Here is a 24,770-nt window from a genome sequence, read left to right as displayed (position 1 = left end):
GGTAGCACCGCTGCCTCGATAGCTCAAAATAACCTGCCAGGGGACAAAATCTGGTCAGGTTAAGGAGATGAGAAAATGGCAGTTATCAATACCAACATCGCTTCAATCAATGCTCAGAACAACCTGAGCAAATCCCAGAACAGTCTACAGACATCACTTGAGCGGTTGTCGTCTGGTCTGCGTATTAACAGTGCTAAAGATGATGCGGCGGGCTTGGCTATATCAAACCGTATGACCTCTCAGATCAACGGTCTTAACCAGGCGGTGCGTAACGCAAATGATGGCATCTCTCTGGCACAAACCGCTGAAGGGGCAATGTCAGAATCTACCAATATCCTGCAGCGGATGCGTGAACTTTCTGTACAATCTGCAAACGCCACCAACACTGCATCCGACCGTGCCAGCTTGCAGAAAGAGGTTAGCCAGCTCCAGTCAGAACTTGATCGGATTGCAAACACCACCTCTTTTAACGGCACAGCCCTACTTAACGGTAGCTTTAACAGCCAGAACTTCCAGGTTGGCGCCGAAGCAGGACAAGTAATTAGCTTTGGCATCAACAGCGCAAGATCAAGCGACATTGGCGCAGTAGCTAAACAGGAAAGTCAGAACGTCGTAACTGCAAACACTGCAACCGATATTACCTTAGCAATTGGAACAGGGACTGCTGTAGCAGTAGGTAGCAGTGCAAACTATGTAGGTAATAATGCAACCTATCAGGGAGCTGATTCCGCATATGCTAAAGCTGAAGCTATTCAATCTGCCAACATTTCAGGCTTGGTAGTATCTACAGAAACAAAAGGGACTGTAACTCTTGCCGGTGGTACAGCGGCTACTGGCGCAGACACAGAAACCTATACTCTTTCTGTGAATGGCACTGAAGTACTGAACAAAACATTTGCTACAGGTGATCTGACCGTCAGTATTGATGATGTTATTACTGCAGTGAATGCGGATAAAGACACTACTGGTGTTGTCGCATCTAAATCTGGTAACGACCTTATTCTAACTGCTGCTGATGGTAGCAACATCGTCGTAACCGAGGGCGGCACCTCTGCATCCACTTCCATCACTGGCGCAGGTGATTTCAGTGGTACTCTGCGGGGCAAAATCACCCTTTCCAGCCAGGAAAGTGTCACTATTGGCGGGACCGCAGCGGACATTGGTTTTACAACCACCAGTATTTCCAAAGACACTAATGGTATTGATGACATTAACATTTCAACCTTTACCGGTGCATCTGAAGCAATTCTCCGTATAGATTCGGCTCTTGCTTCTATCGATAGCTCACGAGCTGATTTGGGTGCGATTCAGAACCGTTTTGAATCAACCATCTCTAACCTGACAAGCGTCTCTGAAAACGTATCCGCAGCGCGTTCACGGATCCAGGATGCTGACTTTGCAGCTGAAACTGCGAATCTGACTAAAAACCAGATTCTGCAACAAGCAGGTACCGCGATGCTGGCTCAGGCAAATACTTTGCCACAGGGCGTCCTGTCTCTGCTACAGTAAGTATAAAGCACTGAAAAAGGGCGGGCTTAGCCCGCCCTTTTTTGGTTAATCCATTTTAAATTAAGAGTAATCTGAGCCAGGAGGTACATCATGTCCAGCGAAATGCAGGTCTCTTCCACTCAGGCCACTGCAAAGCCTAATGTGGATTCGTCGGCCACTACCGCGCAAACACAACAAGCCCTGCAACCACAGCAACCCACTGTTCAGAAGCCGGCAGGGCCTGACCCGGCAGATTTATCTCAGCAGAGCGTGGAAGCACTCCACGAAACCGTTGCCGCCATCAATGACTTTATGACACAGTTCCAACGGACACTGAATTTTTCGGTTGACCAGGATGGAGGGAAAACGATAATTAAGGTCATTGATAAATCTAATGATGAGCTGGTCCGTCAGATTCCCTCTGAGGATTTTATCGAGATCAGTAAACATATTGAGCAGATGAACAATCTGCTGTTCAGCGAGAAGGCCTGATACGCCTTCTCAACCTCTCTTTGATAAAAGAGAATAGTAAGACGAGGTAGTTATGGCCATTTCATCACCAGGCATCGGTTCTGGCATTGATATCAAATCCCTTGTACCAAGTTTGGTTTCTGCTGAAAGTGAACCTGCTCTCAACCGATTAGCAAAGAAAGAAGTTAATCTTCAAGCAGAGCTCTCTGCTGTTGCTCTTTTGAAAAGCGCTCTATCAGAATTTCAATCCAAACTCAGCGGATTGAAAGATGCTTCGACATACAATAACCGAACAGCAGACTCGTCAGACAATTCAATTGCCAGCTTTAGTGCTCAAAATGATGCAGCGGCAGGTAGCTACTCGCTTGAAATAACCAGTCTGGCTTCAGCGCAAAAACTGGTGACACAACAGGACTATATTGTTAGCGAAGGTACTCTTGAGTTTGCTGATGCCGGTGGAAGCTTTTCAGTCACCCTCGATGCCACAAATAATATGACCATTGAGAATGTCCGTGATGCGATTAACAACGCTGAGGATAATATCGGTGTTACAGCAACTATTCTCAATATAAATGGCAATTCCCGACTGGTATTCACAGCTAAGGATACAGGCGCTGAAAACGAGTTGACGATTACTGGCACATCTACCAGCGGAAATCTAGACCAGTACGATTATAATTCAGGTACGGCCATCCCTGATGGTAATGGTGATGTAGCAACATTCTACGATCAGGTAGCAATCGCTGCAGATGCCATCTTCAGTGTTGATGGTCAATCCATGACCAGCGCAACAAATAGCATTAATGATGTTATTCCTAACGCCACTATAACCCTGAAAGATAGCAACATTGGCGAACCCATTACCATTTCAATCTCTGAAAATAACAATACCATAAAAAATCAGATCAACTCAGTTATTGCTGGTTACAACGAACTTATAGCATTGATTAACGATCAAACCAGTTATAACGCTGACTCTAAAACCGCAGGTACCCTGCTAGGCGATACGCTGATTAACAGTATCGAACGTCAGATACGAAATGCTCTGACAAATAGAATAGAAAATACTGAGAGTAACTATACTTCCTTGGCATCAATCGGCATTACCACAACCAGTGACGGCTCTCTTGAATTAAACTCCGGTGAACTAGATACCGCGTTAGAAAACGACTACTCAAGCGTTGCCACTCTATTTTCTGATGATACTCAAGGGATCGCATATAAAGTTGATGCTATTCTGGAAAACTATCTTCAAACAAGCGGTACAATTGATGGTCGCACAGACTCCATCAATAACAAGTTGAAAGCTATAACTGAAGAACGTACTGCTATTGATTATCGCAGCGCAAAACTTGAAGCTCGCCTATATAAACAATTCAACGCCATGGACCTGTTAGTTGCACAGTTGAACTCCACCGGGTCTTGGCTTACTTCTGCTCTGGATAGTTTACCCGGTGTCGTACGCCAAACTAACAAATAATCTCTTTCAGTTGTTAAGCATTCTTTTCTGACAATTGAAACAATATTAAAGGATCTTTCATGAATCGTAACCTTGCTTCTCAGCAGTATCAGAAGGTTGGACTTAACTCTGCATTGGCGCATTCAACTCCTCACCAGCAAGTTTTGATGCTGATGAATGGAGTTCTTACGAGTATTGCTACCGCTAAGGGTGCCATTGAGCGCCAGGATACTGAGCTGAAAGGCACAAGTCTGAGCAAAGCGATCTCAATTATCGGCGGTTTGCAAGCATCACTGGCAGATACAGAGAGCAATGAGATCGCCCAGAATCTCGATAACCTGTACATCTATATGTCCAGTACGCTGATGAAAGCCAATATCGAGTCATCTGTCGATAAGCTGGATGAAGTAACTCAGCTACTGCTGGAAATAAAGTCTGCCTGGGAAAAGATCCCTGCTGAACACCACAACACCCAGAGCCCGGTAGAAAAATAAACATGCCTGAACTAAGTCCTGCAGCCTTTGAATGGTTGCAGGGATTCTCAGAGATAGAACGTCTGCAGCAAGAAATCTTCACTGCGCTCAGTCACATGGCCAATAAAGCGGATGAAGATGAGACAACACTCACTGCTCTGGTGAAGCAGCAAGACCTCGCGATTCGTCAGTTACCCTTTGCCCAACTCAATGCTGAAGACGTGGTACAGCTAAACGATAAAATAGCCTTACTACAGCAGAATCATCAATTGCTGATTAATGCAATCAGCCATCGAAGGCAGGCTCTGCTTGACCAATCTAGTCAAAGCAAGAAAGTCGGCCGTAGCATTAAAGCCTACCAGCAAGCGCAGGATCTGTAATCTTAACCTCTACCCGACCCTCATTAAAAAGCCCGAATCATCGGGCTCTTTAAAGAAAAAATCTGTTACCGAACAGGGTAACTGAATCAGTTTATATAATTAAACAAACTCAGATTCTGTATCTTGGCAAAACTGGCATATGCTGCATTCAGTGTAGTTTGCTGCAGTGTAAACCGACTTATCGCTTCATTATAATCCAGATCCCTGAGTGAAGACTGAGCTTCATTGGTATACAGCTTATACTCCTCATTCACTGCCTCCTGCGCATCCAGAGTATTCATTCTGGCACCAATACTACCCCTTACCTGAATGTTCTTATTCTCTATACTATCGATCTGCAGCAAAGCACGATTAACCGCTTCATTAAGCTTATCAGTCCCCTGAGGGTCGCCAACCGTATCAATACCAGTCAGTGCCGCACTCAACTGATGAACCATATTAAGCACATTAGTACGGGGGGTTTCAGTCTCGAGCGTCACGGCACCGTCGGCGGGGCTGTCAATTACCAGGCTAACCCCTTCAAACGCAATCACATCTCCCTGTTGATAACTGATGTCAGTGAGCTCTGTTGCCGGGTTGCCAGTGAAAACCGGATCACCATTTTTATCAGCGACACTATAAGTGCCTGCAGCTGTATCGAATGTAATGGTGGCTGGACCACGACTATCAGTAAACTCACCAAAAGTACCGAAATCGGTAATAATTCGATCTGAAAAAGCACTCCCTGCAGCTGGCGCGAGTGCCAACTGACTGTCTACATTCTCGAAGACATTAAACCCGGAATCGGTTGACCCTATGGTGGCGTTAGGACCGACCTGGATAGAGCGCCTCCCCTCATCGCCGTTGAACACATAACTATCGCTTGCGCCATCATAACTATAGGCGGCATCAAACCCCTTGTAACCAGAAAACAGATATTCTCCCTGAACATCCTGCGTATTGAGCAGACCGAGCAGTTGCGACTCCAGCTCCTTCAGCTCACTGGCAATCAGAGTTCGATCATTATCGTTGACTGCACCACTATTCGCCCGAATTGCCAATTCTTTTACTCTCAGAGTCGCCGTATTCACTGCATCCAGCGTCGTCTCCTCCAGACTCAAACGACGACGGGAGACAACGATGTTGTCCTGATACTTATCAGTCTTATTAATCTCTTGATCCAGCTTAATCAATTGTGCTGTAGCCACAGGATCATCAGATGGCTGAAGGATCCGCTTGCCCGTGGATAACTGCTGCTGCGTTTTAACCAGACTGCTATTAGCATTGCTGATGTTATCTGTATTGCGACTAAATATCTGAGCAGTTGAAATGCGCATAATTTACTCCTCTCCTGCTACTTAAAGACTTTGCAGCAAGCTATCAAAAATGGTCTGCGATACCCGGATCAGCTGAGCTGATGCCTGATAGGCCTGTTGAAACTGCACCAGTTTAGCCGCCTCTTCATCGAGGTTAACCCCTGAAACACTGTCTTTAGCAGCAGAAGTTGTGTCCAATACCGCTTTATTAGCCTGTTCAGAGATAACCGCTGTTGCCGTACGCGTGCCCACTTTTTCGACCAGGCTGCCATAGAGATCCTGATAGGAACCGCGATCAAACAATGCGGTTTGCTGTAAATTACTCAAAGCAAAAGCATTACGGTTATCCGATACACCATCCAGGTTAAAGTCAAAACTGAAACGATCACCTGTCTTAGGCTGATTAGCGATAGTCACCGTATAACCATCCAGTTGAATCTCTCCTCCCGAAGTAAACGGTCGCTGCGTCAAGGGGGCACCGCTCCCATCTACCATGGCTACACCGTTCTCATCCACCATGGGATCACCGTTCTCATCTACCCAAGGCAGTGGCACTGGATTAATCGGATCGCTCATATCATAGACAGTGTAAGTCATTGCTGATGCCAGCACCCCAGGCAGGGTTGGATCCGGATCGTTAAACACTATCGCAATCGGCGGTGACAATTTTCCAGAAATAGCAAAAGCATCGGCTTTAGAATCAGTCATCCTTGCCGTTGCAACACCCGTTCCCTGGTTATTAATATTACTGCTGACCTTTATGGGCGATGCCAGTGCCAGCAACCGGCCATCATGAATCGACGATGACAGATCTTCTGCTCCGGAGCTAACCGGCTGAATTAAAAACCGGTCACCTTTAATCAGGTTAGTACTGGTATCAATAGTGACTTTCATACCATCCACCGCAAAGGATAAAACCTTACCGGCAGGGTCCCGATAAAACTGATTCTGACCTACGGCAGAAACGCCATTTGCTGTTGTTAGCGGTGCCGATGGGTCATCGACATTTTGTAGCTGATCGATACGTACCTGCTTACCATCACTGCTCCGGTACAAAGTTAACCGGCCACTGTCACCTACAACCAGCTCATATTCGCTTGCCTGCAGTTTATCGGTTTGCTGAATCTCTACGCGGGCAGGTAAAGACAACTCCGACTTGTTATTGCTGTTTGCAGTAATACGCTTTTGCTGCAGAAAATCACTGTTCATATCAGTGAACAGGTTTGCACCAAACTCATTGTTCAGGTTAATACCCAGACTATGCTGTTTATTCATACTCTCAGCAAAACCGATAGCGATCAGGCCCAACTGATTCCGGGCGTCATTCAGTGCCTCAGTTCTGTACTGAACAAGACCGCCTACTTTGCCACCACTAACTTCACTATTGATATTGACCGTTTCATTCTTATTAACCAGTGCCAGCTCTTTTTGCGAGCTGTCAGGCCCCAGTACAGAGATAACTTTTTCTGCAGTCGACCCAATTACCAGCGGCTGCCCATTGCCAATAAATATACTGTACTGATCGGAACTCTGATCAACGACAGTGACGCCGACGATGGCAGACAGCTGATTAGTCAGCACATCTCGCTGATCCAGCATGTCATTAGTCGAACGATTGGTCGCCGCTGCTACACTTATTTTTCCGTTCAGCTCAGCAATGTTAGTTGCCAATGTACTGATCTGGCTGGCATAACTATCCATCTGCGCATTAATGGTGTCTTCCTGACTTTTAAAGTTTGCATCCAGATTATTAAACCGCTTAACCAACGCATCACTCTGAGCCACGAAAAGCTCGCGGTTTGCGGTAGAGGTCGGGTCATCCACAACGCTTTGCAAAGCACTGAAATAGTCATCCAGTGCGGTTGATACACTATGAGTATCTGCGGCCAGCAGATCATCCAGTCGGCTGGACATGCTTGCATAGGAAGATGACTGATTATACGAGGAGGTATCAGTCCACACCTGCTGGGTGAGAAACTTATCGGTAATCCGCTCAATATCCTTAACAAACACCCCTGACAACTCGGGCCGGGTCACCAGGTTCACAGTCTGACGGGTATACCCCTCAGTATTAACGTTACTGATATTCTGACCGATGGTACTCAGCGCAGCCTGGTTAGCCTGAGCTGCCTGAATACCTATATTTAATAAACTGGAACTGGACATATAATAACTCCCGGGAACACTCTATCGGCAAAGCAGGGAGCAGACAGGTTTCACCTCGATACTGCTCTCTATAACGGCCAAAAACTAACTTTCTTTAGTGCCTGAACCGGCACTCAAATCTGAGCTGAGACCGGCCAGAACATCCCCATCAAAAATCCTGCTGATCTTTTCAGCATACTCAGGATCAGTGGCATATCCCGCCTGCTGTAAGCCGCTGAGGTAACGGTATGGATCACCCGCCTGCTCCAGTGCCTGCTGATAGCGGGGGCTATTTTGCAAAAAAGCGGCATAATCGCGAAAGCTCTGCTCGTAAGAATCGTAAACCCTGAAAGCCGCACGTTCTTTCTGGGCAACGCCATCACGAAATTCAACGGTTCCCACCTGCGCTTTATCACCTGACCAGCGACTATCTGCTTTAATGTTGAACAGGTTATAACTACTGCCGCCTTCTGGGCGCTGAACCAGATAGCGTCCCCAACCGGTTTCCAATGCTGACTGGGCTAACAGCACTTTAGGGTCAACACCCAGCTCTGCGGCAACACTCTCAGCCAGCGGTAACAGCGTTTCAACAAACTGCTCGGGGGTATCAAAGCGCGATGGCTGACGGGGCATAGCTGGTGTCTGCCCGGCCTGAATATTCTGAGCAGCAACCGATGCACTAACGCTATCGGAACTCGTCGGAACCTTTGCCGTCTGCGGCTGAGATTGAACCTGAGACTGAATCTGTGATGATTCCTGAGCCTTTTCAAGCGCACGAGTATTGGCCTGAGCCCGCCCCAGAATCGCTGAAGCGGCCATACTGGCTGCACTATCCACCGTGCGATTTAATATCCGTTCCGACTCCGAAAGAGGCTTGAGACGCTTCTCCTCTTTATCATCCCCCAACCGCGGATCGATATTGCCTCCCAGTTGCCGCACCAATATCTCAGCCAGACCAAAGCCTTTATTTTCAGCTATCTCTTTGGTCAGCTGGGTATCACCCATCTGCTGATAGAACTCAACCTGGGAACTGTTGAAATAGCTATCCTCCGCAAAACTGGCATTGGCTTCACGCATACTTTTAACCAGCATATTCAGAAACAGCTGTTCAAACTGTTCAGCAACCGCCTTAAGCGCAGCCGGATCCTTATCCTTAGCCTGCTGACGAAGTTTGTCCATCTCCCCCAGTTCGGTATACAGCTGCGCATGTTGAGTCAGATCGGTTTTCATCATCTACCTCAGATCACGATCAGTTCGGCTTTAAGAGCACCGGCTTGACGCAACGCTTCCAGAATAGCCATCAGATCCCCCGGCGCAGCACCCACCTGGTTGACCGCTTCAACAATATCCTGCAAAGAGGCACCGGGAGCAAACTCAAACATATGGCCACTGCCTGCATCCACTTCGATACCAGTGCGGGGTGTCACAACGGTGTCGCCTCCCGCCAGCGCATTAGGCTGGTTTACATTCAGGTCTTCAGTAATTGCTACGGTCATCCCTCCGTGGGTAATTGCCACCGGAGAGACCCTGACATTCTGACCAATAATAATGGTGCCGGTACGTGAATTAATGATTACTTTCGCAACTTCCTGGGCAGGCTGAACCTCAAGATTTTCTAACACAGAGAGAAAAGAGACCCGCTGATTCGGATCACGGGGCGCGGATACCCGAATAGAGGTCGCATCCATCGCCTTTGCCATATCGGGCCCAAGCAGGCTATTGATCTGTTCTGCCACCCGCCGGGCGGTGGTAAAGTCTGCATAATTCAGGTTTAGCACCAGACTGTCACCCTGAGAAAAGGAATTGGGTACTGTACGTTCCACCGATGCCCCACCAGGAATACGCCCAACACTGGGAACATTCAACGACAAGCGGGAGCCATCCGACCCCTGCACACCAAAACCGGAAACCACCAGGTTGCCCTGGGCGATGGCATAAACCTGTCCATCAGCCCCTTTTAGCGGGGCCATAATCAGGCTGCCGCCCCGCAAACTTTTCGCATCACCAATCGTGGAGACCGTTACGTCAATTGTCTGGCCGGGTTTGGCAAAGGGGGGCAGATCGGCATGTACGGCCACCGCTGCAATATTTTTTGACTTTGGATCGATATTTGGCGGAATCGCCACGCCAAAGTTATTCAACATGTTACGAAAAGTCGCCGATGTGAACGACGTTTTGTCTCCGGTACCATCCAGCCCCACTACCAGACCATAGCCCACTAACTGGTTGCTACGCACTCCGGCAACCGAGGTCAGGTCTTTGATTCTTTCTGCATAGACCGTACTGCTGAACAGCACTGCCGTAAAAGCGATCATCCAGAAACGTTTCATCATTTTTCTCCGCTTGATCCGCTCAGAATGGCCACAGTGGACCGATAAAGAACTTCGATAGCCAACCCATGGAGTTGGAGTCGTTCAGAGCACCGGAACCACTATAGGTGATCCGGGCATCCGCCAGTTGGGTAGAGTACACGGTATTGCTGGCAGAGATATCCTGAGGCCGGATCATGCCACTGACACGGATATACTCATCCCCCTGATTCAGGGTCAGCCACTTCTCACCCTTCACGATCATCAGCCCGTTAGGCATTACCTCGTGCACCGTTACAGTAATATTGCCATCCAGGCTGTTACTCATATCGGATTTACCTTCACCATCGAACTTAGTATTGGAATCTCCGCTGCTGACACTCAGAGGTTTACCAAACACCGTTGGCTGAATACCCATGATCGTCGGCGATGCCAGTGTCTGTGCATTCGACTTATCCACCGTGGTTTTATTGCTTTTTGAAGAGGAGGTACTTTCCTGCAGCACAACGGTGATAATGTCGCCAACCCGATGCGCCCGGCCATCACCATAAAGGCTGTTACTGGTGGCAGCATTGAAGATTGAACCGGTCACCTCCTGAGGTGACTGCATCGCCTGCGGACGTACCGGGGCAAAATGAGGATTATCCGGCTTGGGCGGCGTACTGACACAACCACCCAACATCAGGGTTGCAGTCAATAATAGTAGCAGCTGTTTCATCGCTTACCTCCTCAACTCAGACTTACAGATTCTGCGTCACGTAGGACAACATCTGATCTGCAGTTGAGATCACTTTGGAATTCATCTCATAGGCCCGCTGGGTGGTGATCATATTCACCAACTCCTCTACCGCATTCACGTTAGAACCTTCCAGCATCCCCTGACGCAACTGGCCGGTGCCACCCTCACCCGGATTGGACAACACAGCGTTACCACTGGCCGCCGTTTCGAGATACAGATTCTGACCATAGGATTGCAGCCCCTGCGGGTTAGCAAAGTCCGCCAGCTGCAGCTGCCCAATCTGCTGTGGGTTGACATCGCCCTGAACCACCACACTGACAATACCATCAACACTCACCGTCATTGACTGCACCCCGGTTGGCAACGTCAGGCCCGGATCCAGCAGATAACCTTCTGCATTAACAATTTCGTTGTCGGCGTTGAGTTGAAACTGCCCGTGACGGGTATAACCGGTATCACCATTCGGCAGAGTAACCTGCCAGAAGCCCCGCCCCTCAATGGAGATATCAAACGACTCGCCAGTGTTCTGTAGCTCGCCCTCCTGAAACAGTTTCTGCGTTCCGGCAACCCGCACCCCGGATCCCAACTGTAACCCTGAAGGCAGTTGCGACTCTTCCGCGGTCTGCGCACCTGGCTGACGCTGAATCTGATACATCAGATCTTCAAAAACAGCCCGATCCTTCTTAAACCCAACCGTACTGACGTTTGCCAGGTTGTTGGAAATAATCTTCAGCGAGGTGTCCTGCGCACTCAGACCCGTTTTGGCAACAAATAGGGCGCCATGCATACTTATTCTCCACCTGTGTTATTCATCATAATTCTGTTATTGCAGCGACAAGATGCGCGCTGCGGCTGAAGAGTTATCTTCAGCCGTCTTCATCATCTTTACATGCATCTCAAACTGTCGGGCCAGATCAATCACCGATGTCAACTCAGAGATAGAGTTCACATTACTCGATTCAAGAAACCCGGAACGTATTTTTACTTCATTGGCCGGCAACAGCGGCTGATTATTGCCGCTATGCATCATGCCATCGACCCCTTTGAACAACTGCCCGGGTTCAGGGTTAACCAGCTTAATCTGGTCAAGAATTGCCAGCTCTGTTGCGGCTTCACCCGCAGGTCTGATGGTGATAGTGCCATCGCCACCAATATCAAGCTTTTCAAAGGGCGGCAGGGTAATCGGAATGCCACCATTACCCATCACCAGATCACCAGAGCGGGTCACCAGCTGATTAAACTGGTTTATCTGCAACTCCCCCTGACGGGTATAGGCTTCATTACCATTCGCATCGATGACCGCCATCCAGCCATCTCCATCAATCGCTACATCCATCGAGCGGCCCGTCTGCATCATGGTGCCACTGGACATATCAGTTCCGGGACGCTCGGCCATGGCATACACCCGTGAGGCATAGCCATCCCCCTCAACCTGCATCGCCCGAGCCTGGGCAAAGTCAGCTTTAAACCCCGTCGTGGTCGCATTCGCAAGGTTGTTCGCATGGGCCTGTTGAGAGCGCATATTTTCCCGCGCGCCGCTCATGGCCAGATACAACACTTTATCCATTGGATTCCCCGTTTGCCGTTCACACGCTAAAACGGTCAGACATTGCCGCTTTAGGGTTAAAAATTCACTACCCTGTAAAATGCAATGGCTGTGCCAACCTTTATAAGGGACATAAAAAAGGCGACCGAAGTCGCCTTTTGAAAATAATGTATCAAACCATAATCAGATCTGCAGAATAGCCTGAGTCACCGTATTCAGGGTTTCCAGTGTTTTCGAGTTCGCCTGGAAGTTACGCTGAGCCTCGATCAGTCGTACCAGCTCAGTGGACAGATCAACGTTTGATTGTTCCAGCGCGGCAGAGCGCAGGCTACCGTTCAAACCAGTTCCCGGTGGGTTAAGCACCGCATTACCGGAAGTCAGTGTTGCACCCCATTCGGTATCACCCGCCGGTTGCAGGCCTGACTGATTCTCGAAGGTTGCAAAAGCAACCACACCGAGGTTCTGCTTCTGGCCATTGGAGAAGGCAGCAACCATCTCACCGGTTTCAGCAAAGCTCACCCCAATAAGGTCACCTTTGGTGTAACCATCCTGGGAAGATGCTTTAACAATTGATGCGGACGCAAACTGTGTACTATTGGACAGATCCAGATTTATCAAAGTCTCCGTATTCGCCGGATCAGCACCCTTAATGGTTAACTGAGGTGCGGTAGCGCCGCGAGAAAAGGTCGTTCCATTGACACTGTTCAGGAAACCAGTCGTAGGATCAAAACCCAACATCACAGAACCTACTTCACTCAGAGTATCCTGCGGTTTAATCGCAAAACCTGACTCACCCGGATCCACACTTTTACCGATATCCAGCAGTTCAGTACCGTTAAGGTAGGCGAACATCTGATACTGCCCACGATAACTGTTATCGCCTTCATAGGTACGCTCTGGAACCGCCGTCAAAACAGTTCCACCGGTCTCTGACACACTGAATTCTGAGCCGATGTTGCCGTAGTCCGCTTTAAAACGGATATCCAGTCGGAACTCTCCCGCTTCATCCACAACCGTCACCGACTCCACGTTGGGGTTTCGATCCTTAATATCGGTCTCTCTTGCACGGATCTGGTCAGCAATATCATTTAGTGTTGGCACCGTCGGACTGGTAGCAATTTCAATCGGAACCCCACCAATTGTCAGGGTTGTATCAGCCGCAGGCACTGCTAAGGTATAGGAGTAGTTCTCGTTTGCGTCACGTTCAGTCGGCTCGGGCGTAATATCCAGCCCCCCCGCATCATTGATCAGCATATCGCCATAGCCACTGTATTTAGCGAAGGTCTCAAAACTGATAGTCCCATCTGCCGAATCGTAAACAAGGGTCGTTGTATCGATACGCTTATCTGTGCTTTTCAGAGTATCCAGTTGAACCGGATCAGGATTACCAGCAGCATCAAAAGCCACACTAACACCACTGATTGTTACGGTAGGAGGCAGCGGCTGTGTTGATACATCTACCGTATAAACATCACGAACCGGACGCTGCTCAACGATATTGTATTTAACCGTGTTTTCATTACCCAGGCTGTCAAAGGTTCGCACCGTCGTACTGTAGGTGAACGAGGAAGGCACATCCTTATCATAAGGCGTACTTAACAGCGTGGGATCTGCTGCATCATTAATGTTAAACGACAAACCAATATTGTTTGTTGCCTGGGGAGGGCTTTCCTTCTGGTCAACCGCCAGATTTCCGATAGGCAGACGGTTACCCTGTGAATCCAGGCCGTAACCCTGCAGATATTTACCCGACTTAGAGACCACAAAGCCATCTTTATTCAGCTCAAATGCACCAGCACGGGTATAGGTTACACCGCCCTGTCCATCATCCAGCTGGAAGAAACCGGAGCCATTAATCGCCAGATCCAGGTTGTTATTGGTAAACTCGGTGGTACCTGCCTGAAAGTTCTGCGCTATATCCGTTACGGTCACACCAGAACCGGCGACATTACTGGAACCGGCTCCAACAACCGCGGTTGCATAAATATCTCCAAACTCGGTACGTGAGGCCTTAAAACCAATAGTACTGGAGTTCGCGATATTGTTACCGGTTACATCCAGATTAGTTGTTGCCGCCTTAAGCCCTGTTATCGCAGTATTAAAACCCGCCATGATTCTTCTCCGATTTACCCAATTCGTTTGACATCACTGAAGTCGACCGAGCCAGCATCGGTATTAACCTTCATACCGATACCATTTTGCCCCAGCGTGACGCTATTGACGTTATAAGCAATAAAGCTGCTAGCCGTTTTATAATTCCCATCAACCTGCGCTTCAGCGACAACCCGATACTCCCCTGGAGGACGATCACCGGCATTCCACACAAAATAGTGGTCTCCGCTTCCCTGACTGCCCATCTCAACCTCATCAATAAGATTATTAGCGCTGTCATAGATAGAAACCCGCAGGTTCTCGGTGCTCACAGGCAGTTCAACCACCCCTCTGATCTCACCTGATTCACCTACTTTTGCCACATCGGTCTTGGCATAGACATCCTGACCAATCATGGAAGACGCCTGCAGAGCCGCCTGACTTGAGAGCAGGGAAGCCGACATGTTTTCCATGGTCGTATTCAGCTTGGCGATATTTTCCACCGTACTCATACTGGCGATCTGCTGCATAAACTCGCTGGTTTCAGCAGGGCTGGTAGGGTCCTGATTTTGCAACTGTGCAATCATCAGTTTCATAAACATCTCACTGTCAGCGTTGCCACTGCCCTGTGTCGATGTGGAATTACTCTGATTCTGCGCATTGATCTTGTCGTAGACCGATTGCGTTCCCGAAACGTCGTTAACACTCATAACATATACCTCACATCAGGCTTTCATCGCATCACCGGAGCTTACTGGCCCAGCGTCAGAGCCTTCTGCATCATCTGTTTTGCTGTATTCATGATCTCAGCATTGATCTGAAAAGAGCGTGACGCCGAGATCATATCCGCCATCTCTTCTACAACATTCACATTCGGGTAGTAGACATAACCATTCTCATCCGCCATCGGATGATCCGGGTTATATTCCTGACGCAAGGGTGCATCACTTTCGACTATCCCTGAGATATTTACTCCCTGACCTGCCTGCACACCCATTGGCAGACTGCCAGGTTGCAGGTTCTCGACCTGCTTCAGCTCAAATACTGGCTTACGGGCGCGATAGGTTTCACCGGCACTGCTACTGACACTCTCGGCATTAGCCATATTGCTGGCAGTGGTATTCAGGCGCACGGTTTGCGCACTCATCGCCGAACCCGCAATATCAAAAACATTACCCAGAGACATGCTTACTCACCCCTAATCGCGTTACTTAGACCTTTAAACTTCTTATTCAGAAACTGAAATGACGCCTGATAATCAACCGCATTCTTGGTATAACGGGCCATCTCTTCCTGAACATCCACCGTATTGCCATCAACACTGGGCTGACTGGGCGTCCGATACATCAACTCTGCGGCAAATTCTGGGTTGATCAAACCACTATTGTGGCCTTCACGGGTACGGGCCATCGGCAGCGGCTGCTGACCATCCTGCTGAACACCCTGCAAAATACTTTTAAAATCGATATCCCTGGCTTTGTAATTCGGCGTGTCACTGTTAGCGATGTTATTAGCCAGAATTTCAGCACGCTGAATTCTCAGGCCGACCGCCTTTTCATGAATTCCAAGTGCGTTGTCAAAGCTGATTGCCATCGGTTTGCCTCAAAGTGTCCGGTTTCAGTTCTCCTTCCACGTTAATGCAAGACCGATACCAATACCAAAATATCCTTTTAAAACATTACGTTGAATTTTTTACCATGGAGAGACGGCAACTCTTATCCGGGAAATAGCGGCAAAGCGGCAACGAAAAATGAAGAGCGGCAAAGCGGCAAGGTGAAACAGAGGACGGCAACGTAGGGAAGGAATGACTCAGGTTGCGGGTTGCGTTATCACGATCCTGCACTTTCCCGGCAGGCTTTATTCTGTTTCGAACGACAGGCAAGTCACACTCTTGGTGACGTTCGAGCGACAAATAAATAAAAACGCGCCTGAAGCGCGTGTTTATTTCGCCCGATAAATAATGCCGGGACGACAATGAACCATCTCAAACAGCTTATGCAGTTCGCCAATTGATTCAGATGCTCCCAGTAACAGGTAACCACCAGGTTTCAGGGTCTTATGTATTTTTTGCAGAATATCCTGCTTCCGTTCAGAGGAAAAATAGATCAGCACATTCCGACAAAAAACGATATCACAAGGGCCAATACCGGTATAAGCACCTAACAGATTCAGCTCTCTGAAAACCACCCGTTTTTTGATCTTCGGCAGCAGAGTCCAGGCCTCCTGCTTACCCGGTTCAAAGAATTTTTTCAGACGGTCCTGAGATAATCCCCGCCCCAGCGCCAGCATCTCATATTCAGCCATCCGCGCCTGATCCAGCACCCGGGTAGAAATATCGGTAGCGATAATCTCCTCTCCCATTCTGAAGGCACCGGGATTCAGCTCTTTAAACTCATCAATGATCATACTGATAGAGTAAGGTTCCTGACCGGTAGAGCAGGCTGCTGACCAGATTTTCAATCGTTGCGAAGATGATTTCTCTGCCAGCTCTGGCAAAAGCTTATCTTTGAGAATCTCGTAAGGATGAATGTCTCGAAACCAAAGCGTTTCATTGGTAGTCATTGCATTAATAACCTGCTCTTTCAGGCGGCTATTACCGGGACGCTGCAGCGAAACGACCAGTTTGCCCAATGAATCAAACTGACCCTCAATCAAAATTTTGCTTAAACGGCTCTCAACCAGATACTGCTTATGTTTAGCCAGCAGAATACCGCAAGCCTGTTCAAGAAACTGGCAGAACTGATCAAACTCCTGTTGCGTAATTGTTATTTTCTGACCGTTCAGAACCCCATCCTCTTGCGTATTGTATTAATCACCCCTCTACTGACTCTATTCGCTGAATCACCGCTTCAGCTAACTCATCCGGATTAAACTTACCAATAAAAGCATCGGCACCTACGCGTTTGACCATCGCCAGATTGAAGCGGCCGCTCAATGAACTATGCAACATTACGTATAAAGGTTTTAGTCGAATATCCTCACGAATCTTCTTCACCAGAGTATAGCCATCCATTTGAGGCATTTCGATATCGGAGATCACCATCAAAAACATTTCGGTCATCCGCTGATCTTTATCCGCCATCTGAGTCAACATATCCAGTGCGGCTTTACCATCGTTCGCGGTTGTTACCTTGATATTCAGATTTTCCAACGCTTTCTTAACCTGAGTCCTGGCAACACTGGAATCATCAACCACCAATATATGGTACTGAGCCGCATTCTTTTTAAAGCTTTCAGTCACCACTGTTGTTTTTACGTCGGTGCTGACAGGAATGAGATCAGCCAACACCTGCTCAACATCCAGAATTTCAATCAACCCGCCATCATGTTGGACCACCGCTGTCAGGTAGTTTTTCTCATTAGTCTCTATCGGCGGCGGACTCACCTGATCCCATTTGGCAGGCAGAATCCGATCCACATTACGCACCAGAAACGCCAGTACCCGGCGGTTATACTCCGATACGATCAAAAAGCATCCCAACCGGTCAGCGGCGGGAACAGGTTCACCTCCGATCGCCTGGGAAAGGTCAATCACCGGTATTGTTTCTCCGCGAATATGAGCCAGACCTTTCAAAGCGGTTGTCTGCTTCGGAATACCGGTCAACTCCGGACAGGTCAGAACCTCCCGGACCTTGAATACATTGATGCCATACTCCTGGTCATCATTCAGCCCGAACAAAAGCAGTTCCAGGCGGTTCTGACCCGCCATATTGGTACGTTGGTTTACAGTACTGTTTATACCTGACATGATGCTCTCTGTACTTAGCGTTACCTGAACATTACCATCTTCTGTGGCAATGCGAACTTCCGGATTAAGCGTGAAACAAAACATATTCTCCACAATTATCACACTTATAGCTATGTTAGCCGTGCCAGTAAAGAGCACTTTGGCTGCAGATTCGGACTCTATTACCCAAAAAGCTCAGCAATACCTGATACATCAATACCAGATAATCAATCCGATGGCGCGCACGGTCGTCAGGGTAACCCCTCTGGCAAACGCACTGGAAAACCGCCCCTGTGGTCATCCCATATCCTTTATTCATGCACCCGGCAGAGCTTCCCGCATTACTGTTAAAGCGGTTTGCAAAGCGCCTTCATGGACAATTTTCATCTCCGCCACAATCGAGCAATGGCTACCGGTAGTGGTAACGAGCAGAGCATTAAGCAAAGGCACCATTTTGGGTGACTCCGACATTTATCTTAAAGAGTTTGATATCCAGAACCTGACATCACCCTACTTCACCAATCCCGGGGAACTGATCGGCAGGGAGATAAAACGAGCAGTCACCTCAAACCAGATAATCTCACCAACACTGGTAGAAAAGAAGTTACTCATACGCAAAGGCGATATGGTGTATATCGAAGCCCAAAAAGGGGTTATGCTGGTACGCATGACAGGCACTGCAGAACAGGATGGTGCCTTAGGGGAGCAGATAACGGTTATCAACAGCCGTTCAGGGAAACAGGTTCACGGATATGTTAAAAGTCAGGGAGTTATCTCTGTCAGTTCACAATAAGAGCCCCTCGCAGGCCGATATCTGAACTGTTATACTTGAGGCATATTTTTTTACAATTACCGTTAAAGTTTTACAACGACGCGCCGATATCTCTGTGTAGAACAGTATGAGGACCAGAAAATGGTTATTGATATCACGGGTTTATCGTCTTCTTCTCAGGCGGCTAACTCTCGTGCCAAGGTAAGCGATCAGCCTGCGAGCGAGAGCAAAGCGCAGCACTCTGCTACGCCACAAACAACATTATTATCAGGTGTAAACCTCAGCGATGCGGCGCAGGCGGTACAGAAAAGTGTCGGCCAGGCAATCGAAGAAGGCACCTCTATTAATGAAGAGAAGGTTGCCGAACTGAAAGCCGCCATCGACAACGGTAGCTACCAGATCAACTACGAGAGCACTGCCCGCGGCCTGCTTCAGCTAGAAAGCATGCTGGACTAATATCACCGTGAACGCTCTGCCGCCACTCGATCAAATAAATGCCCTGACGACTCAGGGCATTACTTTTCTTACAACCCTGAACGACTTGCTTGATGCCGAATATCTTGCTCTGCAACAACGTGATGTCAGCTTGTTACAAGAGTTGATCGAGAAAAAAACCGCAACGCTACTATTACTCGAAGAAAACAACCAGACCCGCAACCAGCTCTTTATCTCGGCAGGCATCACCCCAGATAAAGCGGGGTTACAAAGCTTTCAGGCTCAGTTAAGCGCAACTGACGCGAGCTCATTTACTGCGCACTGGACACAGCTGGAACAGGTTCTGCGTCAGGTAAATGACAAGAATAAGCGCAACGAGATTATCATCACCCGCAATAGCCGCAATCTGGAACAACTGATGAGTATCATCAGAGGACAGAACCAGAAAAACACCCTTTACAATCAGAGCGGCGGCAAAGGTAATTACGCTGCTCAGAATAGCCTGGGAAAAGCCTGAATTTTTTCCGATTTACCCGTGACCTCAGACGCCAGAACAAGTAGAATCCCTGCCACTGCCTCCCCGTAGTTCAACCGGATAGAATAGGGCCCTCCTAAGGCTTAGATAGGGGTTCGAGTCCCTTCGGGGAGGCCATACATCCATTCAGCTGTTATTACCAACCTCATAGACACATCGTTAATTCCCGGTCACCCGTAAAAAAATTCATCTGTTTGCCTCCGCTTTCAAACAATCCAAACACGTGAAACGCACATCAATCTAAACATAGCCTATCTCTACAGCTTGATGAACGACTATTGTTTCTAAATAGACTGTAGCTATATCTGGCTGTAGGTTACTTTGCTCAGCTTTATAGCACGATACTCAGCTGGGCCTCTTTATGTTCAAATGACAGATCTAATTGGTAAAGCGTCTACAATCAGCAGACCGGCTCGGTCAACTGTATGCACATAGGACTGATACTTGTAATCGCCAGGATAGAAAAACGCCCCTCCTGTAACTTCTGACATTTGCACTGGATCGAATCCTGAAACGCCACTCTCCCCTTTAAAAACGTCTGCTTTATGCAGTACCCGATCTGAATTGATCATGCCAGAAGTATAGGGATCTTTATCGAATTTACCCGTTGTCTTCAGTTATCTGCATGGACTACCTGCCGGCCAAAAACCTGAAAACAGCAGTACCGCAAGAGCCGTTAGTCGGTATAAAGAAGTTAGAACTCACCTGGAAACTTAATCGCGGTTTTCGCTGCTTTTCCGATGTTTTCACCTAGTGAAAAACATAATTGATATGAATCATTGCCTTCTTTATCTTATCTCTCATCAGGTGCTGTTGCTATTTAGATACTTTATTTAAGCAAAGACCTTTAATTGTTCAGATAAAAGTCAGGGACTAGCTGGCTTTTAGGGAAAATTCAGCAGTGGTAGCTGAGCTAATGAAGGATAAGGTGACTAAAACTCCTTTCAATTAGTCTCAGATCGCCGTTAAAAAATGCTGTATTTGCAGAAATGGATTGGCTGCTAATTCGACTATTGGGGGTGAATCGTTTGTTATCACTCCCTGAAAATAACTAAAAGAAGGAAGGCAATAGTATTTTATTAACAGACGATAAATAACCAGGCTCAACTAATAAGTGACTTAATGGTTGAAACCAACGCTATTTATATATCTTTTAATAACTATTTTCTGGCTTTTAATTTTCTTAGTTTGCAATAACTTTAAATCCAGGAGTCATTATGTTTGATTATAAAAAATCCGTTTTTTTAAGTGTTTCATGTCTGGCTTTATTTTCGTCCATACCAGCAGAAGCTGGAACATCATTAAATAGCATTGGCATAGGGCATGCTAGCCATACCTCTGATACATTAGACAGCAGCAAGAACAAATTCGACTATAGCTTTGTTAAATGGACCAATGTTAACATTAATGACTGGGGAAATGTCACACAGTTCCTGGAGTTTGACAACCCTTTTAAAACTGATAAAAACCAACAGGGAATAGATGGCGTCACTACGCTGAAGCACTGGGCCAGGCTCAACTATAATATCAGTGATACAAAATTTCATTTATGGCTTCAAAATTACTACAATGCAAATGAGGTGATTGTAGAAGATAACTTCTACTATGGGGTGGGTGTGCATGGTGGTAATCCAAAAAGCGGCTTGTGGCAGGTGAATGCGGGTCTTCATCATGTAATGGGGAAAAACCCCTGGGGTCAGTCACTGAATGGCTATGCCGGAGGCGCTTTTTCTGCCCAATACTTCAAGCCATTTGTTTATAAAAATCAAAAACTACAATTCATTGCATATACCGAAGCTTTCCTTCCTAATGATCGTTACAAGGAGCAATCGTTCGCTGGCTCAGCTTTAACATGGGATGGGCTTGAGAAGGACTCCATAGGCTACTTAGCTACAGCAACCTTGAACTGGAGAATGTCTCAAAACATTTCCACATCATTGACGTATAAAAACCAATCAGATTACGGTGGTTACTCTGCCGATACAAATCACATTTTCATGTACGGAATAAACTTCCACTTCTGATTTTTAAATATCCTAAAGGTTATATAGCATGAATAATATAAAGATAATCACATCGCTCATTTTAATGATACTATCTTTTCATGTAAGCAGCGCAGAAAAGATAAATATAACGTTTAACAGTTTTATACCCAATCAACATTATTTCAATCAGGATATACTTCTTCCCTGGCTCAAGGAGATTGAGAGTCTTACTGAGGGGCGGGTCACTTTCGATGTCCCTACCTCAAGTCTGGCGGCGCCTGCTCAACAGTACTCAGCGGTCATAAATGGGGTGTTTGATGCAGGATATATGATGAATGCAACAAACCCTGAGCTAGTAAAACTACTGAGTTTACCCCATCTTCCGGCTATCAATAAGTCGGCTGGAAAGAGCTCTATAGCCTTGTGGCGCACATATAATAAGTTCTTTCGACAGACGGATGAGTTAAAGGACGTAAAGATTTTATCCACAATAGTAGCTAATCCAGCGATCGGTATTTATGGTTTGAAAGGTGACGTTGTCAGCGTTGATGATGTAGCCGGAAAACGTTCATTCGCACTGCCCGGTTCTCCCGCTAAGATGCTGAATCTATTAGGTTCCGGGGTCATTGCTCAGCCTGCAGTTCGTTCATATGAAGTGATATCCAGCGGAGCTGTCGATTTCTTTTCAGGGTATGCTCTTTCTGATGCACTGACCTTTAAAACAATGCAGTTTATAAAGACAGTTACGGAAGTGCCTGGTGGAATATCCGCGCCGGCTTTTACAATTATCATGAATAAAGATGTGTGGAACTCTATCAGCAAGGAAGATCAGGACATAATTGAAAAGCATGCAGGTGAAGAGTTTGCTTCCAGATTATTTCTCTATGACCAAAAAGCCCAGGAAGCAAAAGAAGTTGCTTTATCCAATGGTGTGAAGTTCAACAAAATGAATAGCGATCTCGAAAAAGAGGTTTCTATTCACAGTGATGAGCTTCAGGCTGAATGGATAGAGGGTGCAAATAAAATGGGTGTCGATGGTAAAGCTGCTTTGGCATATTATACCAGCATCGCCCTTTCTGAAAATTAAGTTTTATGATTAAAGCCTATTAATTTTTTTAATAGGCTTTAATTAACTATTTGACTTAGCTTTCAATTAATGACTAATAATAAAATAGTTCAGGTTGAGCTACTATGAATCATGTAATAACAAGAATTTTAATTCTTTTGAAGATAATATCTATTACACCGTTATTGGTTATTACTCTTTTTACATTCATCGATGTCTTTGCACGATATGTTTTTAACAGCCCTATCCTTGGTTCTTCAGAAGTCATTCAGTATTTTATGGCTATGGCCGTTTTTTCAACATTACCTATGGTTACATATAACAAAGAGCACATTTCCGTCACATTAATGGAATCTATTAACAATAAATTCCTTTATATCGTTAGATACTTATTTGTAGACTTTGCAGTACTACTGTCTTTCATTTTAATTTCATATGTTATGTATAAGCAAGGTCTCACATATTACTCTAATGGGACATCCACTTTATTCAGAGGTTTACCGTTAGGTTACCTTTGTTTCTTTATGAGCTTTTTTTCGTTACTTTCAGCGGCTTCTGTTTTTTTGAAGGGGCTTCTATTTTACTTAAATAAATATGACTCAGTGGGCGGTGGCGAATGTTAATAGCACTTTATGGCATGCTGGCAGTTCTCTTCATGTCTTTTATTGGCATTCCTCTTGGACTCTCAATGCTGATTGCCGGATTTGTTGGCTTCGCCTCAATCAGGGGTTTTGATGCTTCAATATTCATGACGGGGCAGACTCTTTATGACTCATCTGCTAATTATGGCCTTTCTGTACTGCCTATGTTTATCCTGATGGGCGTTTTTATTCACCGTTCAGAAATTGCGGATGAGCTATATAGCTTAGCTAACCGGCTATTAGGGAATTTCAGAGGTAGTTTAGCCCAGGCAACCGTGGGCTCCTGTGCAATGTTTGGTATGCTGACAGGAAGCTCTATTGCCACCGCTGCAACCATGAGTAAAATTGCTATCCCTCCGATGCGAAGACTTGGCTATAGCGATACGCTGTCTTCAGGTTGTGTGGCATCTGCTGGTGTTCTTGGAATGCTTATACCGCCAAGCGTTCCCCTCATTATTTATGGGATGGTCTCTGACCAGGATATTCTATTGCTTTTTAAGGCTGCGATAGGCCCGGGTCTTCTTGTCGCTTCTCTTTTTTCAATAACAATCATTCTGTTGTCAGTATTAAAGCCCAGTTATTTTCCATCAAAGGATGTTAAAAATGACGTAGCTGACTCTGGAAGCTTCAGAGTCCTATTTCCGTTTATGCTTCTGTTTACTGTCACTATGGGCGGAATGTATGGTGGAGTTTTTACTGTAACAGAAGCCGCGGGCATTGGTGCGTTTGGCGCTTTTTTGATTGCAACCTTTAAACGAAAACTGACTTTCAATACGTTCATTGAATCAATGATTGATGCGGCAAAAACCACTTCAAAACTTTTCATGGTAATCATTGGAGCCGTAGTTTTTGGCAACTTCATGAATATGACCGGAGTTGCTAAAGAGTTAGTAGGATATATCGATGGCTTTGGTTTCGGCTTCTACGGATTATTCTTTGCGCTAATTATTATGTACTTATTTCTTGGTGCAGTGATGGAAACCATTGGCGTCATGATATTAACCGTACCCGTTTTGATTCCAATAATGCTCTCTTATAATGTGGATCTTATCTGGTTTGGTGTTTTTGTAGTGATGATGGTTGAGATTGGAATGCTTTCCCCACCCGTCGGTATCAATGTTTTCACGGTGTCTACAGCATTCCGTGACATACCGTTAAAGAATATATTTATTGGCACGATGCCATTTATGATTGCAAACCTGTTCGCCATTAT

25 protein-coding genes and 1 tRNA gene are annotated in these 24,770 nt (G+C 46.7%); 13 read left to right on the top strand and 13 right to left on the bottom strand.

Annotated features, from left to right (window positions below):
* Nucleotides 1-75: 75 nt before the first annotated feature.
* From ACQY8X_RS13490 to ACQY8X_RS13470, 5 genes are all read left to right on the top strand, one after another.
* A complete protein-coding gene (locus ACQY8X_RS13490; protein WP_428035659.1) occupies nucleotides 76-1,509 on the top strand; it encodes a flagellin in 1,434 nt (477 codons plus the stop codon).
* A gap of 90 nt (nucleotides 1,510-1,599) precedes the next feature.
* Nucleotides 1,600-1,980: a flagellar protein FlaG gene (locus tag ACQY8X_RS13485; protein WP_428035658.1), complete on the top strand. Its 381-nt coding sequence runs from the start codon at nucleotides 1,600-1,602 to the stop codon at nucleotides 1,978-1,980.
* Nucleotides 1,981-2,032: 52 nt separating this feature from the next.
* A complete protein-coding gene (gene fliD, locus ACQY8X_RS13480) occupies nucleotides 2,033-3,439 on the top strand; it encodes a flagellar filament capping protein FliD (protein WP_428035657.1) in 1,407 nt (468 codons plus the stop codon).
* A gap of 59 nt (nucleotides 3,440-3,498) precedes the next feature.
* Nucleotides 3,499-3,912 (top strand): flagellar export chaperone FliS, encoded by a 414-nt coding sequence (gene fliS / locus ACQY8X_RS13475; protein WP_428035656.1) that lies wholly within the window; start codon nucleotides 3,499-3,501, stop codon nucleotides 3,910-3,912.
* Between the two features lie 2 nt (nucleotides 3,913-3,914).
* Nucleotides 3,915-4,271, top strand: coding sequence for a hypothetical protein (locus ACQY8X_RS13470; RefSeq protein ID WP_428035655.1), 357 nt, complete (start codon nucleotides 3,915-3,917; stop codon nucleotides 4,269-4,271).
* A gap of 86 nt (nucleotides 4,272-4,357) precedes the next feature.
* Here ACQY8X_RS13470 and flgL read toward each other — a convergent pair whose 3' ends face one another.
* From flgL to ACQY8X_RS13405, 13 genes are all read right to left on the bottom strand, one after another.
* The gene (flgL, locus tag ACQY8X_RS13465; RefSeq protein ID WP_428035654.1) at nucleotides 4,358-5,587 is read right to left on the bottom strand and encodes a flagellar hook-associated protein FlgL; all 1,230 of its coding nucleotides are present in this window, start codon (nucleotides 5,585-5,587) and stop codon (nucleotides 4,358-4,360) included.
* Nucleotides 5,588-5,608: 21 nt separating this feature from the next.
* Entirely contained in the window at nucleotides 5,609-7,732 is a 2,124-nt protein-coding gene (gene flgK / locus ACQY8X_RS13460) for a flagellar hook-associated protein FlgK (RefSeq protein WP_428035653.1), read from the bottom strand.
* 84 nt (nucleotides 7,733-7,816) lie between these two features.
* On the bottom strand, nucleotides 7,817-8,944 hold the full coding sequence (gene flgJ / locus ACQY8X_RS13455; RefSeq protein ID WP_428035652.1) for a flagellar assembly peptidoglycan hydrolase FlgJ: 1,128 nt from the start codon (nucleotides 8,942-8,944) through the stop codon (nucleotides 7,817-7,819).
* Nucleotides 8,945-8,949: 5 nt separating this feature from the next.
* Complete coding sequence (locus tag ACQY8X_RS13450; protein WP_428035651.1) at nucleotides 8,950-10,044, bottom strand: flagellar basal body P-ring protein FlgI; 1,095 nt, start codon at nucleotides 10,042-10,044, stop codon at nucleotides 8,950-8,952.
* 19 nt (nucleotides 10,045-10,063) lie between these two features.
* Nucleotides 10,064-10,738: a flagellar basal body L-ring protein FlgH gene (flgH, locus tag ACQY8X_RS13445; protein WP_428035650.1), complete on the bottom strand. Its 675-nt coding sequence runs from the start codon at nucleotides 10,736-10,738 to the stop codon at nucleotides 10,064-10,066.
* A 22-nt stretch (nucleotides 10,739-10,760) separates the two neighbouring features.
* Nucleotides 10,761-11,546 (bottom strand): flagellar basal-body rod protein FlgG, encoded by a 786-nt coding sequence (flgG, locus tag ACQY8X_RS13440; protein ID WP_428035649.1) that lies wholly within the window; start codon nucleotides 11,544-11,546, stop codon nucleotides 10,761-10,763.
* A 36-nt stretch (nucleotides 11,547-11,582) separates the two neighbouring features.
* Nucleotides 11,583-12,326, bottom strand: a complete 744-nt coding sequence (flgF, locus tag ACQY8X_RS13435; protein WP_428035648.1) for a flagellar basal-body rod protein FlgF — start codon at nucleotides 12,324-12,326, stop codon at nucleotides 11,583-11,585.
* A gap of 162 nt (nucleotides 12,327-12,488) precedes the next feature.
* Complete coding sequence (locus ACQY8X_RS13430; protein WP_428035647.1) at nucleotides 12,489-14,417, bottom strand: flagellar hook protein FlgE; 1,929 nt, start codon at nucleotides 14,415-14,417, stop codon at nucleotides 12,489-12,491.
* Between the two features lie 14 nt (nucleotides 14,418-14,431).
* On the bottom strand, nucleotides 14,432-15,106 hold the full coding sequence (locus ACQY8X_RS13425; RefSeq protein WP_428035646.1) for a flagellar hook assembly protein FlgD: 675 nt from the start codon (nucleotides 15,104-15,106) through the stop codon (nucleotides 14,432-14,434).
* A 41-nt stretch (nucleotides 15,107-15,147) separates the two neighbouring features.
* A complete protein-coding gene (gene flgC, locus ACQY8X_RS13420) occupies nucleotides 15,148-15,582 on the bottom strand; it encodes a flagellar basal body rod protein FlgC (RefSeq protein WP_428035645.1) in 435 nt (144 codons plus the stop codon).
* Between the two features lie 2 nt (nucleotides 15,583-15,584).
* Entirely contained in the window at nucleotides 15,585-15,989 is a 405-nt protein-coding gene (gene flgB / locus ACQY8X_RS13415; protein ID WP_428035644.1) for a flagellar basal body rod protein FlgB, read from the bottom strand.
* Between the two features lie 348 nt (nucleotides 15,990-16,337).
* The gene (locus ACQY8X_RS13410; RefSeq protein ID WP_428035666.1) at nucleotides 16,338-17,159 is read right to left on the bottom strand and encodes a CheR family methyltransferase; all 822 of its coding nucleotides are present in this window, start codon (nucleotides 17,157-17,159) and stop codon (nucleotides 16,338-16,340) included.
* Nucleotides 17,160-17,208: 49 nt separating this feature from the next.
* Entirely contained in the window at nucleotides 17,209-18,228 is a 1,020-nt protein-coding gene (locus ACQY8X_RS13405) for a chemotaxis protein CheV (RefSeq protein ID WP_428035643.1), read from the bottom strand.
* A 55-nt stretch (nucleotides 18,229-18,283) separates the two neighbouring features.
* Between ACQY8X_RS13405 and flgA the strand changes: the two genes are divergently transcribed.
* From flgA to ACQY8X_RS13365, 8 genes are all read left to right on the top strand, one after another.
* Nucleotides 18,284-18,916 (top strand): flagellar basal body P-ring formation chaperone FlgA, encoded by a 633-nt coding sequence (flgA, locus tag ACQY8X_RS13400; protein WP_428035642.1) that lies wholly within the window; start codon nucleotides 18,284-18,286, stop codon nucleotides 18,914-18,916.
* 120 nt (nucleotides 18,917-19,036) lie between these two features.
* Entirely contained in the window at nucleotides 19,037-19,351 is a 315-nt protein-coding gene (gene flgM / locus ACQY8X_RS13395) for a flagellar biosynthesis anti-sigma factor FlgM (protein WP_428035641.1), read from the top strand.
* Nucleotides 19,352-19,358: 7 nt separating this feature from the next.
* A complete protein-coding gene (locus ACQY8X_RS13390) occupies nucleotides 19,359-19,847 on the top strand; it encodes a flagella synthesis protein FlgN (protein ID WP_428035640.1) in 489 nt (162 codons plus the stop codon).
* Nucleotides 19,848-19,906: 59 nt separating this feature from the next.
* Nucleotides 19,907-19,982 (top strand) — tRNA-Arg (locus ACQY8X_RS13385).
* 1,100 nt (nucleotides 19,983-21,082) lie between these two features.
* Nucleotides 21,083-21,889 (top strand): hypothetical protein, encoded by an 807-nt coding sequence (locus ACQY8X_RS13380; RefSeq protein WP_428035639.1) that lies wholly within the window; start codon nucleotides 21,083-21,085, stop codon nucleotides 21,887-21,889.
* 28 nt (nucleotides 21,890-21,917) lie between these two features.
* A complete protein-coding gene (locus ACQY8X_RS13375; RefSeq protein ID WP_428035638.1) occupies nucleotides 21,918-22,937 on the top strand; it encodes a hypothetical protein in 1,020 nt (339 codons plus the stop codon).
* A 104-nt stretch (nucleotides 22,938-23,041) separates the two neighbouring features.
* Nucleotides 23,042-23,539 carry a TRAP transporter small permease gene (locus tag ACQY8X_RS13370; RefSeq protein ID WP_428035637.1) on the top strand — a complete coding sequence of 166 codons (498 nt, stop codon included), beginning with the start codon at nucleotides 23,042-23,044 and terminating at the stop codon, nucleotides 23,537-23,539.
* A partial coding sequence (locus ACQY8X_RS13365) for a TRAP transporter large permease (RefSeq protein ID WP_428035636.1) occupies nucleotides 23,533-24,770 on the top strand: 1,238 nt, incomplete at its 3' end. The genes ACQY8X_RS13370 and ACQY8X_RS13365, both read left to right, overlap by 7 nt.

The organism is Amphritea sp. (assembly GCF_050300915.1).
Classification (GTDB): Bacteria; Pseudomonadota; Gammaproteobacteria; order Pseudomonadales; family Balneatricaceae; genus Amphritea.
The sequence above is the reverse complement of the archived record's forward strand: the minus strand, read 5'-3'. Positions and strand labels throughout refer to the sequence as shown.